The following is a 13,962-nucleotide window of genomic DNA, read 5'->3' on the forward strand; positions in this document are numbered from 1 at the left end:
GAAAGCCGAAACAAATCAGACCTTGTTCCAATGCACATCCGTGCGGGCATGCAACCGCTTGCTGACTTGCGTGTTTCCGCCTGTCAACGTTTCGAACCGCTCGATCACTTCGTCGACCGGAATTTGCTGTGCTTCGTGAACGAGTACCGGCGTGATCCCGGGGATAACCACCGTGGTCAAAGATCCTTGGTGAGCCGCGGCGACTTTCGGCTCCAACCGATCTCGCTCGCCATCGCTGCCGACGAGAAGCAGCAAGCGTTGCCGGCCACCACATTGCAGCAAGCCTGGAACGGCTACTTTCAGTGCCGATTCGATCGTGGTCTGCTCGTTCCATCGATTGCGTTGACAACCAGTCGGCGTGAACGCTTGCGTTTCCATAATCCCGGTTGCTGGGGGACGAGTTGTTGGTGTCATGTAGTGAGCCGTCACGGCGGTACCCGAGACGGTATTGCCAGATTCTCGCTGCGTTAGATTCGCGCCGCCCAGGTCCACGGTGGCGTTGGCTATTCCGCCGGTTTTGGTTGAGACGTCATTTTGCGTCGTCGATCCGGTTGACTCCGTCGAGCGACGATGTTGGTCAATGATGTCTTCGACCATCGGCAAACAAAGCGCGACGAGCCCTGTCGCCATCTCCTTGGCGTCCCAGGACGCGTTGGGGTCTCGGATCGGTGTAATCAACCAACGTGCGGCCGAATCTTTGTGCAAGTGATCAAGCACCTGGGTGAACCGCACCTGAATTTCCTGTGGCATCTCGGTCCACGGGTTTTCCGTATCACGGTTATCACCGGGAACGCACCGAATTGCCCGAGCGATCCCGATGGCAGCCTCGGAAAGCTGAACATGAATCGCTTCGAGTTGTTTGGCGAGCCGCATGTAAGACTGACTCGTCAGTTGCTGCGTGATCGCCGTCAATCGGCCCAGCGCCATGCGTTCAGCCGCTTCGAGCCGGTTGACCATCGCATCGCTGCTCGCCGAACCTTGCAAATCAAGATCCGTCGGTGCGCTGGCGGATTCTTCTGCCATTGAACGTGCGACTTCTTTGCTTTCGGCAATCAATCTTTCGATCGCTTGGACCGCACTTGTGACGTCGATACGACCATCTTGCAAGCGGACGATCAGTTCCCGCCGCAACGAAACAATTTGGGCGGCCACCCGGCGTTGCAACTGTGCCGCGACATCGGCATCGTCAAGACTGCCGAGGATCAACATTTCGATCGTTTCACTCTGCCCGATCGCCTCATCGCTGAGCGGAACCAACAAGGCTGACAAACGGTCACTGATCGCCGCGTCATCTTCGCCGAACAGATTACGAATCTGATCGATCATCAATTGTGGATCGATATCACATCGCTTGCGCAGTCGCTCTGCCAACGGTCCAGCAATCTCGCGGGATTCTGCGGGTCGGCCGAGCCAACGGAGCAACAGGTGCCGTGCCGCGGCCGGGGCGAGCAGGTTTTCTTCAAGAGCGCGGACGCATTTAAGTCGTGAAACGCCAACGCTGCGAATCATCGGTTTGGACATCACGCTGTTATCGGACTCCACGCATTTGCGTGCCGACGCGAGCAATTCACCCGCGCCGGTTGCGTCGGCCCACAAATAGTCAACGATCGTCGCTGAGGCCGACGGCGAATCGGGTGTTGCCTGATCACCATCGAGAATCAAATAAGCATCGCGAAGTGGATTGCGGACAGCAGGAACGCCGGGCCACTTCACGCCGTCATCACCCGGGTAGCTATTGCCGGGGGTCAAGTAGTGCCGAATTTCGGAGATCGCCGCGTGGGTATCATGCAGCGAAACGGATTGGTGCGGGTTCCCTTTCATGCAAACCGACGACAACAGCGGCAATACCGGAGCATGCTCCAATCCGGCTTCATCGAGTAGGGTTCGCAACCGCGGAGCAATATCCAAAATCATCCCGCTTGCCGTTCCACCCGAAATGGATCCCACCACATAAACCGATGGCACCCGTTCGCCGCAAACGGCGGCAAGGTGATCGATCGCTTCGCGCAATCCCGCGTCGATCTTTTCCGCATGGTCGACCATCGCGAGACGCCCCAGAGGACGCATGCCCTCAGTCGCTCCACTGCGGGGAACGTTATAGATCCAGCGCCGCGAAACGTTTCGCAAATGTTCGGTCGGCCGCCCTCGATAATCGGCGGCGGAACGAAGCGGCGTGTGCAATATCGTCGCCGGTGGAATCCGATCAGACGCCTCCGTCAGACGTGCCGCATGGATCGTGTGCATGTCCGTATCGATCAAGACGGAGTGCAAATCGAGCGGACACGCTGAATGCAAAGTCGCAACGCGTCCGCGTAATTCGTGCAAACATTCTGCCCCCACTCCTCCGACCGCGACCAGCAACGCATGCCCGGTCACGCGACTGTGCAAAAAAGCGCTGTCGGCGTTCAAACTTGGCAAGTCTTCGACGGACGCGTTCGCGCCAAGCGTCCCGGTGGTGACGCGTTGCACGGTGGTGTCTTGTCGTTGTCGAGGCGTCTTGAGCGCGTCAACGAATTCCTGACAGCTTTCGAATCGGCGATCCGGATCCTTCTCGAGTGCCCGAGCGACCGCAACACGATCCGCTGGCGGCAGCGGATCCAAATTCGGCGCCGCATGGACGTGCTGCGTCGCGAGCTGTGCGATCGTTCGCCCCGAAAATGGGCGAGTTCCCGTGAGCAACTCCTGGTACATCACCGCAAGAGAATACTGGTCGCTGTTCATGTTCGGACGACCGTCGAACACTTCTGGCGGCGCATAAATCGGCGTCAAACCGCCAACGATCGAATTGTCGGCTTCGCGAAGGTCCTTCAACAAACCGAAGTCACCGACTTTCACGTGGCCACCGACCATCAACAGGTTGCCCGGCTTCACGTCGAGGTGCTGCAGTTGGTAACTCTTGTGGAGGTAGTCAAGCGCGTCGGCGGCATCGTGCAGATACGACAATAGCGCCGCACGTGGAATCCCGCACGAGCCGCGATCGATGTGACGTTTCAAAACATCTTCGAGCGACCCGTCCGCCAACTCCGTCACAATCACCAACTGATCATCGACGACGCCGAACCGTTCGAGAGTCAACAAAAACGGGTGATGCACGCCCTTGATTCGCTCGAGCGACTTCAGTTCCCGCGACCCACGGTTTGCATGAGTGGCACCAAAAACGAACTTGACCGCCTTCTTCAGTCCACCGGGCGCATTGGCACGCCACACTTCGCCGAATCCGCCTTCGCCGATCTTCTGCTCAAGCGTGTAGCCAGCAATCGGCTCATACCCGGGCGCAATTTTGCGAATGCTTTGAACAGTCATGAGACCAAGTTGGGTAACAAGAAAGTGGACAAGTGAACGTGGAAAGGTGAGGCGAAGAAATAACGATGGAACGTTTCAAAACGTGATCCAGATGACCTACAAAGCGCTAAAATAGTTCTTGCAAGCTTGATCGAGATATTCAGGACGCAACGTCAAAGGCAACTGACGATAGCGGCAGAAATTGGCGACTTGCGTCAACAAATCGCGTGGGTGACAACGACGCGGCGGCCGCTGCGTTTCCTTGTAAAACGCGAGCAGGTGTTCTGACGCTTCGGGTGTTTCAGGGAACCCCATCTGCGCGGCGACGCTCTTCATCAGAATTCGAAATTCCGCTGGCGACGGATCGTCAACGAAAATCTTATAAGGAACGCGGCGTAAGAACGCTTCGTCGACCAAGTCATCGGGATTGAGATTGGTCGAGAAAATGATCAGTTGCTCAAACGGAATTTGAATCTTCTTTCCGGTTGGAAGTGTCAGATAATCACACCGGTTTTCAAGGGGAACGATCCAGCGGTTGAGTAATTCTTCAGGAGCGATTCGTTGGCGACCGAAGTCATCGATCAACAAGCAGCCACAGTTGCTTTTCATTTGCAACGGCGCTTCGCACATGTTTGAACGCGAGTCATGCCTCACTTCGAGGTTTTCCATGACCAACTCGCCGCCGACGACCACGCTGGGGCGTTGGATTCGAATCCAGCGTTTATCCCATTCTTGTGAATTAAGCATGCTGCCGTCACCCTCGGGAACAGGAGCTTCCCGGTGAAAGGCATCATCTTTGAGCTTGATCAGATTGCCGTCGTCGAGGATCGCGTGCGGGATCCAGATTTCCTGGCCGAGACATCGCGTCAAACTACGTGCGATGGTTGTTTTGCCGTTGCCGGGAGGTCCGAACAAAAACAAACCGGTATTGCTATTGATGGCCGGTCCGAGTTGATCGAGCAATTCGTCTTGATAGGAAATACGCGACAACGAACTACGCAATTGGTCGCGATCGATCGGCTCGACCCCCGCCGCTTGAGCCTCGACGCTGAGTGTGTAATCCGAGAGCGGGACCGGGGCGGGACCAACATAACTGCACTGTGCAAAATGTTGCTGGGCCCGTTTTTGCCCGGATTCGGTGAGCGAATAGTAGTAATCGTTGAATGCCGCCGGACGAACGTGGGCAACGAATTTGCGAACACGCAACGCGTCAACGATCGGCTCGACGATGCGAAAGGGCAGCCCCAACCGAGCGGCCACGTTTCGCCCGCTGATGGTTCCGGTCTGATGAATGGTCTTGATCAACAACGCTTCGATAAACGTGATCGACAACCCGAGCTCGTTAAGACTACGAGGCTCCGCAGGCCAAAACGTGTCGTCTGTCAACAATCCGCCAAGCGCCGATGATTCGAAGCTATGGGTATCGGTCATCAATGCGGTCATCGGTCTTCGTCTCGTCCAAAAGTGGCTAACAAAGTGGTCACGTGGGGAATGGGGGATCCCGCCGACAACATGCTGACGGATGTTCTCCCACGCAAACGTAGCTCACAATTTGAAGCACACGATCGATCGAGCCTGTCGAGGGCTAATCTCGCAAAAATCGCGCGGCAATGACGCAAGCCGCCGTTTCGACTCGCAGAATCCGCTTACCCAGATCAATCGCCGCGATCCCGATATCCCGGCAGCGGGCGAGTTCATCATCGGTCAGTCCACCCTCCGGTCCGATCACGCACTGCACCGAGATCGGATCGCCCGCCTTTACAGATTCGCCGACGATTTCATTGACGGACTGACCACCCGGCATCGCGACCCATCGGAATGTCCATCGAGGTGGAAGACCGTCCGATTGTCCGGATGATTCCAATTGGGTCGAGTTTGCAGATTTTTGCGCCGCGATCCATTTACCAAACTTCATCACCGGTGAAATCTTCATCAAATGATTGCGACCGGATTGTTTACACGCTTCGATCACGATCCGTTCGAGCTTTTCGATCAATGAATCCGTCGACGGCCGCTGCGTGCGTTCGAATACCAATGGTTGGATGCGGGTAACGCCAAGTTCGGTCAACCGTTCAATCATTTCTTTTGCCCGGTCGGGCTTGGGAATCGCAATCGCGAGTTCCAACGTGTCACTGGGTTCACGATCCACGAATTGGGGAGTTTCACAGCGACAGATACATTGACGTTTGTCGACCGAGGTGACCGTTGCGGTAGCTTGATTGCCCTTTCCGTCAAAAACTTCGATCGTATCGTCGACACGTACACGCATCACCCGAGCGGCGTGGGCGGCCTCGTCGGGCGGCAACTCCACCAACGGCTGCTGAGTCATCAGGTCAGGGGTAAAATATCGTCGCGTCATCGGGAAAAGACTCAATTGGACTGAAGTTCGAAGCGGACCCGAATACTGAATGACCGGATTATCCGGCACTCGAGCGCAAGACCGCAGATGCGTTGCATCGGGCAAAGTTTAACGGCTCGAACGCTTGCCTCGCAGTGCCCGTCGTCGGATGGTCGATCTAGGACCAAACGGTCTACCGCCGAGATCGCAAAGTTTCGGCATTACGAAAACATGAGGCCATCGCCAGTGAACTATTCCCCACGCTTTGTCTCGCCCCAACCTCAAAAGCAACCCGCGACCGCCGGTGAGATCATTGATGACGCCTACCACTCGACGCCATCGACCAACGTGCAGCCGTTGTCACCCGAGGTCCTGCAACACTGGGGGCTGATCGGCTGCCCGTTTGCTCCCGAACGCACACTCGATCAACCACACGAAATCACCGACTTCTATTTTCGCACGAGCTCACACGCGTCTGCATGCTCGTGGTTGCAGAACGTCGTCAAAGGTTCAGGGTCACTCGCCGTTCTGACCACATCCTCCGGCGCCGGCACGACCACGTGGCTGCGACAGATCGCATCAACATCCGGTCTAGGCGAGACCGCCCTTGAGACTGCAGCGATAGAGTGGAACAACGAATCGCTCGATCAACTCACGTCCGATCTCGCAACGATTGCGGGCGATATCCAAACACCTAGCCGAGTCAAAACGCTATGGTTGATCCACGTCGCAGACTCACCTGCGACGCAGACGCAATCGGCACAAAATCGACTCGCCGTGATGGCGGGATGGCAGGCCGCCCGAGCAGCTCAACTTCGCAACCTACACATCCTGCTCATCATCCCTCGCAAGCGTCAGGCAACCAGCGGCATTGCGTCACTTGAGCTGGCAATCCGATCAAAATTGCCGCACCACCATCTCTCGCGACCTCACGCCAGCGAACTGCGTCGGTGCGTCAATGTCGCCATCCACCACGCCGGCGGATTGCGTCCCGTCTTTACCGTCTCCGCCGTCACCCAGCTCGCCGACTCCAGCCGCGGATCAATACGTCGACTCGGCGCGCTCGTGCATGCCGCACTGGTTCACGGGCAAATCACCGGCATTCGGCAAATCACCAGCGCGGACTTATCCGCTCCGCTCTTCAACCACGCCGAAACGAAACATGACGCGACTTCGCGAGCTGCCTAATGCAACGTCATGCTCTTACGCGACAATCTTGTCAATCACGTTGCCGTGCACGTTGGTCAATCGGAAGTCGAAACCTTGATGCCGATACGTCAAGCGTTTGTGATTGATTCCCAGCAAATGCAGCACGGTCGCGTGGAAGTCGTGAACATGAAACGGATCGACTGCGGCTGAAAAGCCAAAATCATCCGTTTCCCCATAACTCGTCCCCGCGGCAACACCGCCCCCCGCCATCCACAACGCTCCACTCTTGGTGTGGTGATCGCGACCACTACCACCTTGCGACATGGGCGTGCGTCCGAACTCGCCACCCCAAATCACCAGCGTGTCGTCGAGCATTCCACGTTGCTTTAAATCGCGAATCAATGCCGCGCACCCCTGGTCGACTTCTTTCGCCCTCGCCGCGACTCCTTTCACCACACCGCCGTGATGGTCCCATCCGGTGTGATACAACTGGATAAAACGCACACCGCCCTCGGCCATCCGACGTGCCATCAAACAGTTTGACGCAAAACTTCCGTCGGGCTTTTCACCGACGCCGTATAGCTCTCGAATCGCTTCTGTCTCCGACGAAAAATTCGCCAGCTCAGGAACACTCGTTTGCATTTGAAACGCGAGTTCGTATTGATCGATTCGAGTCAAAACCTCTTCATCGATAGACGCTTCGTAATGCATCCGATTGAGAGCCTCGATCGACTCAATCGTGTGGTTTTGGGTCGTCCGATCAATACCGGCGGGGGACGTGAGATAGTTCAGCGGCTGTTCGCTGCCGTAGAACTCAACACCTTGATGCTTCCCCGGCAAGAAACCGTTGTGCCAAGCCGTTGTCGGAATCGGCTGGCCAGACGGACCACTCCGCATCACGACGAAATCAGGCAAATCCGCCGCCTCCGAGCCGAGTCCATATGACAGCCACGATCCCATACTGGGACGTCCGGCGATCGCGAAACCAGTATTCATGAACGTGTGCGCGGGATCATGATTGACCTGATCGGTTTGCAGCGTTCGCACCACGCACAGATCGTCAGCCACCTCTTGCAGATGGGGAAGCGTGTCTGAAATGGACTGGCCTGACTCGCCGCACTTCTTAAAACCGACGTCGGTTCCAAAACACTTTAACGCCTCGTATTGCAAAAACGCGAGTTTCACTCCGGCAGTCAGCGATTTGGGAATCGGTTTTCCGTTGAGCTCACGTAACATGGGTTTGTCGTCGAAGGTCTCGAACTGACTCGGACCTCCCGACATGTACAAATAGATCACACGCTTCGCTTTCGGCGGATGATTTGGAAACGAATGCTGAGCGGCATCCGCGTTCTCGCGATCCAAGACACTCGCCAGAGCAGCGGCACCGATCCCAGTAGCGGCTCGCGAAAAGAAGTGACGGCGTGTCACGTCCAACATCGAGTTCATGTTCGGTGTTCGAGTCATCAATGGCTTACTCATCACGTTACGATCGATTCAAGAATTCGTGGAGGTTCAAAATGACTCGCGTGACCGTTGTCCACGCCGCGAGCTCCGCCGGTTCCATGTCCTCGACTAATGGAGCTTGCCCGATCGAAATCAACGACGCCGCATCATCGAGATGCCTACGATAGTGCTGACGTTGTCGATCCAGCAATTGACGCAACACGCGTTTTTCCTCGTCATTCGCTGAACGCTGGAGTGCCGCCTCGAACGCATGATCAAGTTTGGCATCGTCACTCGACTCGCCACTCTCGACTACTTGCGATGCAAACACTCGCGCGGCTTCGACAAAGATCGGATCGTTTAGTAACGCCAACGCTTGGCCGGGAGTGTTCGTAATATTCCGCTGGGCCGTGCATTCTTGGCGAGTGGGCGCGTCAAACGCCAACATCGTCGGATGGATGTTCTGGCGTTTCCAAAACGTGTAGAGACTTCGGGAGTACTGCGACTGTTCGCGACTCGTTGTCCAATCCAAGTGCCGACTTCCGAACATGACTTTGTCTGACGTTGTCCAGTATTGTCCCGGCTGATACGGATAAAAACTATGCGTTGGAACGTTGGGATGCATCTCCAATAAACCGGCCGTTTTGAGAGCCGCGTCGCGAATGCTTTCCGCCGGCAGTCGAAATCGAGATTGCCGCGCTTGCATACGATTCTCGGGATCGATCTTCGTCTGTTGCTCGGTCGGTTTGGAGCTGAGCCGATAGGCACGCGTCGAGGTCAACAATCGGATCATGTGATTTCGATCCCAACCGCTATCGCGAAATTCACACGCGAGCCAATCGAGCAACGCCACGTTGGATGGCCACTCGCCTTGAGTTCCGGAATCGTCGAGGGTTTTGCTGATCCCGCGTCCAAAAAACTGATGCCAAAGGCGGTTCACATACACACGAGCCGTCAGCGGATTGCGTTCATCAAACAACCACTTCGCGAGATCCAGTCGACTCGGTTCTTCAGTGGTGATTGGGATTCCCAAAAATTCAGGCGTGGCCGACGAAACAAGCGGCCCGGTTTCATCTTGGTAGTCACCGCGGTTGAGCAATCGCGTCATCTTCTTGGTTTCCCCCTGCTGCGACACCAATACCGGCATCGCTCGCGATCGCAGTTGCCACAAACGAGACTCAAGTCGTCGCAGATTCTCCATGCGTTTGGGTTGTGTAGATTCGCGATAGACGTCTTGGATCATCTCATTTTGCAAATCGTCGCGACTGACGGGCTTCGATTTCAACGCGGCGGCGACGTATTTTAACCGTCGCTCGTAGACTTGCCGATTCATCGGCCGCTCCCACCACTTTCGAATGGCCGTCTCGCCGAGTTCGAGCTCGGTGGCCTTATCGCTTCGCAACTCCAAACCGCTATCACCCCACAGGACACGGCCCCCCGTCTGCAACCAAGCCATTCCGACGGCCTCAAAATCCTGACCGCTCACCGCCGGGATGCGTTCACTAAACGGCACCCGCAAACGCACCCATCCGTTCTCGGTCGGTAAATCCCCGATTCTTTTCACACGTGCCGGATCGCTCCACGACTGCGGTGACTGCAGGACACCCGAGGTGTCATCACCCCAGTAGTACGTTTCGTAATTCGCCGTCTTCCAACCCAATCGTCCGTAGTCGCCATGGGAAAGTTGGATCCCCAACATCTCCGGGCGGTTCGCTTTGTCCAGCCATACGTCCACGTACCACCCATCCTTTTCGGCGTCCGTCTTGAAGCTGCCGTGATTGATGTAGCCGGTCATGAGCTCGGCAGCGTGATGACGTCGAAAAGCACCGTTGTCCGTAGTCGTTTCTCGCAGACACCGCTCGTCAATGGTCGCGAATTCGAAACTCCCTTCCAAAACTCTCATGGCTGGGAGTTCCGACGGAATCCAAACGAAGTCTCTGCGCGAAGTCTCGTCGTTGAGCCGCCCCAGCACGTCGTCTTCCCAGGTGGACAAATCGTCGACAGACTTTTGCGAAATTCTCTTTTGAAGCGTTTCGATCTTGCTGGCCAGTCGCCTGTCTTCTTCTGATCGCGGCGAGATTTCGTAGACGTAGTGCAGCGGTTCGCGTCGATCGCCCGGCGTGTAAACTCCGGCTTCGACAAGATCGTCAAAGAACGCCGCAAGGCGGTAGTAGTCCTTTGCCAGAATTGGATCGAACTTGTGATCGTGACATTCGGCGCAGCCTGTTGTTAACCCCATCCAGACGGTACCGAAGGCACGCACGTGTTCACCTTTGAGCTTATAAAGCTGCTCGGCTTCGATCGCCCCCGCTTCGCAATTCGTGTTCACGATTCGGTTGTACCCTGACGCAATCAAGTCACCGTCGGTTGGATTTGGCAGGAGATCACCGGCGAGTTGCGAGATGGAAAACTCGTCGAACGGCATGTTGTCACGAATCGCGTTGATCACCCAGCTTCGGTAAGCCCCCGATGCGATCGGCTCGTCGCTGACGAATCCGCTGGTGTCTGCCCACCGGACGAGGTCCAGCCACCGGACCGCTTGGTGCTCGGCAAACGACAGTTCCGACATCCATGTCTCTCGAAACCGCAGCAAATGTTCCACGCTCGCGTCGGCTTCGAAACGCGAGACCTCATCAGCTGTCGGCGGCAATCCCCGCAAATCAAAACTCAATCGACGCAGCAATTCACGCGGCGAAGCATCGGACGCCGGCGCTAATCCATTTTTAGCCCATCCTTGCTCGAGAAACGCGTCAACAGCGTCCGAAGGGGAACTCGGCGTCGCCCCCGGAACCTGTGGACGCTGCAACGGTGTCCACGCCCAATGTTCTTGGTATTCGGCTCCTTGTTCGATCCAGCGGGAAACGAGTTCTCGCTGTTGAGTCGATAACGATCTCTCCGAATCCGGCGGGGGCATCACCTCATCGGGATCATCGCTAAGAATCCGACGCATCAGTTCGGACTCGTCCGGATCACAAGGCACAATCGCATCCGACTCAGTCGCCCCCTCAAACGTGTCGAGCCTTAACCCGGCTTCACGATGCGCCTCATCAAAACCGTGACAATAGAAACAGTTATCGCTCAAGATTGGACGGATATCGCGATTGAACTCGACCCGTTCGGCGGATGCGTTCTGACTCAGCGAAGGCGCAATGGCAAACGCGACAACGAGAAGAAATCGATTCATAGGCAGGCAGGACGCACTCGCGGAGAGCGAACGCGTTGTTTCGAAGGAGGGTGGAAGCTTGCGATCCAAGCTAAACCCTACACGAAAATGCTGCAATCTGCGCGCGGCGTTTCAGCCAATTTTCATACGTTTCGACAAATTCAAATGCATAGACTTACACCCGCTGATACCAGCCTATAGATGATTTGAGATCAGGGTCGATCCAGATTGCAAAACGGGCACCCGCGCGAAATCGTTTGGTTTGGCATCCGTATGGGCCGGAGCCTTTACAGCGCGGTAGTGCGATTGAATTTCCGTATCCGATAGGGCTCGCTCATAGACTGCGACCTCGTCGAGCTGGCCAATGAACGGACGATGGCTCAGGTCAGGATACAACTGTCCAATCACCACGTTCAGATCCGGGCTCAGATCATTCGGGTCTTCGCCCACATCAACGACCTCACCATCGACCAACATGCTGAGAACTTCTCCCTTCTTGCGCACCGCCCAGTGTTGCCAGGTACGAGGCTTATAGACATCACGCGACAACAACGACGTGCCCGTCTTGTAATCGTTTGACACGGGAGCACGATGGACAAACCTTACCCGGTTCGGATCGAGGTGTTGTAGCGTCGACCAGTGTCGAGCGCCCACTTCAAAGATCATCCCGTGGTCATGTCCGTTGTTTTTATTAGGGTTCGGCTGGGTAAGACAAAATATCGAACCGTGGTGGAAGCATGTCGGCTTGATCCAAAGCTCGATCGTGTACTCTTCTAGCTTCTTTGTCGGCCACTGGCGTTCGGACGTGATCACAGAAGGAACATCCGAAAGACCAAACTCGGCAACCCGGTTCGACGCGTACTGCCGCCAACGTACATCGCCGTTCACCACGGCATCGAAATCACTCAGGCTGCCTAGATTTTCGATACGTCGAGGTGCACCGGCGACCGACTTTTCAAATCGCCAGTAGATTACCGGATCGGCCTCAAGGATCGTGTTGACATACGCAGCTGAGATTTTCAAAGGATCAAACCCCATGCTTCGTGCCGACGCGAATTTGCTTGCCGACGCGTCATGAAAGATGATTTCCATCTCACCGTCCGAGTCCATCGTGAAACGCACGGCTTCGCCCTCGGATAATTCAATCAAAGAACCCTGTGCTTGATCGGTTCCCGCATCGACCGTGACGCGGCCTTTAAACACATGCAAATCCATCGACTCGAGATTCATCACGATGCCCATCGACGTTCCGTTGGCGGCGAGCACCGGCCCCATTGCTGTTTCGATCACAAAGTGCTGCGGACTGCCGTCGGCGACATCCGCAACCAGCGCTCCCGACTGCAACGAAAGCACGCCGTCGGGTCGGATGAATGCGTTGGCGGGACCTTCGATTCGAACACGATCGTTGCCAGACGGCCCGAAACCGAGTTCCGCGATACCTTCAATGAGACTGATCGTTTCGCCCGATCGCATGGATTGTCCCACCTTCGGCGTTGACGATCTCGATGGAAACCAAACGCATGCCGTCGTTGAAACGAGATAAGACGTCGCACTCTCGGGAGCTTCAACCGGCTTCGCACCAACGATTTGATCTGGCAACTCAGTCGTCCGGGCAACCGAAGCCATCTTCCGCTGCGCAAACGACCACGAGAGCACACCGATCGAAACGTGCGAAAGAATGAGAATCGCCGCCCCCGTTGCGATCAGCCACAAGGAAATGCCTCGCCAACTGGTCGCGGATCCCTCGGGCCGGGCGACTTGCTTACCGGACTTGGCCGCATCACTTGCCTGGGGTCCAAACACACGGTCATGCGCCCCCGCTTCAACGCGACTTCCGACTCGCATGTTGAATGTCGTCGAATCCTCCAGCGCGGACAATTGATCCAGCATCGCGGCAGCTTCATCGGCACCGCCTGGTGATAACACGAATGCTTCGAGTCGCTCGCGGTCGCCATCGGTGAGCTCACCGTCTTGAGCCGCGATGATCAACCGCCTGAGTTCAAACCGTTCATTGGAATCGAGAGTCATGATGTGCTCTCCAACAATCTCATTTCGACACAACGCATTAACACCCCGTGAACCCGACTGAGTTCACGATAGACCGAGTGAATTGATCGGTCATTCGACTGCGCAATTTCCTTGACATCCGTCCCTTCGAAGTATCGGAGCTTGATAAGTTCTGCTTGGTCCTCCTCAAGAGCCTCGACACATTCTGAGAGAGCCTGTCGACGACCGCTCCACTGTTCCGAGATCGGAAAGGCGGCATCGGCTAGCGACTCCACCGCAGAATCGCTTAACAATTTGATCTTGCGCCGCGCCTCGCGATGTTTAAGCACTTCGAAGTAAGCCATCCGGCAGGCCCACGCGGCAAAATTTCCCTCGCGGTCATACTGGTCGAACTTCTGCCAGAGGACCAGACAGGTGCGCTGGAACACCTCTTCGGTGTCGTCGCGGTTATTGAAAGCCAAGATACGAATGTACGACATCAATTGAGTCGTAATCGAAGCCAATAGGCCAACGAATTCCTCTTGTGATTTTTCTTCGCTAACAGGATTCACCTTGGCCAGTGGATGTCTTCATTACATTT

Annotated in this window: 8 protein-coding genes; 1 reads left to right on the plus strand and 7 read right to left on the minus strand. The window is 56.0% G+C overall.

Annotated features, from left to right (window positions below):
* Positions 1 to 15 precede the first annotated feature (15 nt).
* From NB063_RS14270 to NB063_RS14280, 3 genes are all read right to left on the minus strand, one after another.
* The gene (locus tag NB063_RS14270) at positions 16 to 3,303 is read right to left on the minus strand and encodes a protein kinase domain-containing protein (RefSeq protein WP_250929410.1); all 3,288 of its coding nucleotides are present in this window, start codon (positions 3,301 to 3,303) and stop codon (positions 16 to 18) included.
* 96 nt (positions 3,304 to 3,399) lie between these two features.
* The gene (locus tag NB063_RS14275; RefSeq protein ID WP_250929411.1) at positions 3,400 to 4,725 is read right to left on the minus strand and encodes an ATP-binding protein; all 1,326 of its coding nucleotides are present in this window, start codon (positions 4,723 to 4,725) and stop codon (positions 3,400 to 3,402) included.
* A 142-nt stretch (positions 4,726 to 4,867) separates the two neighbouring features.
* Positions 4,868 to 5,641 (minus strand): RsmE family RNA methyltransferase, encoded by a 774-nt coding sequence (locus NB063_RS14280; protein ID WP_250929412.1) that lies wholly within the window; start codon positions 5,639 to 5,641, stop codon positions 4,868 to 4,870.
* Between the two features lie 225 nt (positions 5,642 to 5,866).
* Here NB063_RS14280 and NB063_RS14285 point away from each other — a divergent pair, with 225 nt between their 5' ends.
* Positions 5,867 to 6,808 carry a hypothetical protein gene (locus tag NB063_RS14285; protein WP_250929413.1) on the plus strand — a complete coding sequence of 314 codons (942 nt, stop codon included), beginning with the start codon at positions 5,867 to 5,869 and terminating at the stop codon, positions 6,806 to 6,808.
* Between the two features lie 15 nt (positions 6,809 to 6,823).
* On the opposite strand, the gene NB063_RS14290 is transcribed toward NB063_RS14285, so the two are convergent.
* The 4 genes from NB063_RS14290 to NB063_RS14305 form a co-directional block, all read right to left on the minus strand.
* Positions 6,824 to 8,248, minus strand: coding sequence for a DUF1501 domain-containing protein (locus NB063_RS14290; protein ID WP_250929414.1), 1,425 nt, complete (start codon positions 8,246 to 8,248; stop codon positions 6,824 to 6,826).
* A 4-nt stretch (positions 8,249 to 8,252) separates the two neighbouring features.
* Entirely contained in the window at positions 8,253 to 11,396 is a 3,144-nt protein-coding gene (locus NB063_RS14295; RefSeq protein ID WP_250929415.1) for a PSD1 and planctomycete cytochrome C domain-containing protein, read from the minus strand.
* A 174-nt stretch (positions 11,397 to 11,570) separates the two neighbouring features.
* The gene (locus NB063_RS14300) at positions 11,571 to 13,403 is read right to left on the minus strand and encodes a LamG domain-containing protein (protein WP_250929416.1); all 1,833 of its coding nucleotides are present in this window, start codon (positions 13,401 to 13,403) and stop codon (positions 11,571 to 11,573) included.
* Positions 13,400 to 13,933, minus strand: coding sequence for a sigma-70 family RNA polymerase sigma factor (locus NB063_RS14305; RefSeq protein ID WP_322975208.1), 534 nt, complete (start codon positions 13,931 to 13,933; stop codon positions 13,400 to 13,402). Before NB063_RS14305 ends, NB063_RS14300 begins: the two co-directional genes overlap by 4 nt.
* Positions 13,934 to 13,962: the final 29 nt, after the last annotated feature.

The sequence above is a fragment of the Aporhodopirellula aestuarii genome (genome assembly GCF_023701485.1).
GTDB lineage: Bacteria > Planctomycetota > Planctomycetia > Pirellulales > Pirellulaceae > Rhodopirellula > Rhodopirellula aestuarii.

Excerpts from the sequence above, each read along its gene's own strand:
- NB063_RS14270 (WP_250929410.1), bottom strand. The coding sequence starts at position 3,303 with ATGACTGTTCAAAGCATTCGCAAAATTGCGCCCGGGTATGAGCCGATT.
- NB063_RS14275 (WP_250929411.1), bottom strand. The coding sequence starts at position 4,725 with ATGACCGCATTGATGACCGATACCCATAGCTTCGAATCATCGGCGCTT.
- NB063_RS14280 (WP_250929412.1), bottom strand. The coding sequence starts at position 5,641 with ATGACGCGACGATATTTTACCCCTGACCTGATGACTCAGCAGCCGTTG.
- NB063_RS14290 (WP_250929414.1), bottom strand. The coding sequence starts at position 8,248 with ATGAGTAAGCCATTGATGACTCGAACACCGAACATGAACTCGATGTTG.
- NB063_RS14295 (WP_250929415.1), bottom strand. The coding sequence starts at position 11,396 with ATGAATCGATTTCTTCTCGTTGTCGCGTTTGCCATTGCGCCTTCGCTG.
- NB063_RS14300 (WP_250929416.1), bottom strand. The coding sequence starts at position 13,403 with ATGACTCTCGATTCCAATGAACGGTTTGAACTCAGGCGGTTGATCATC.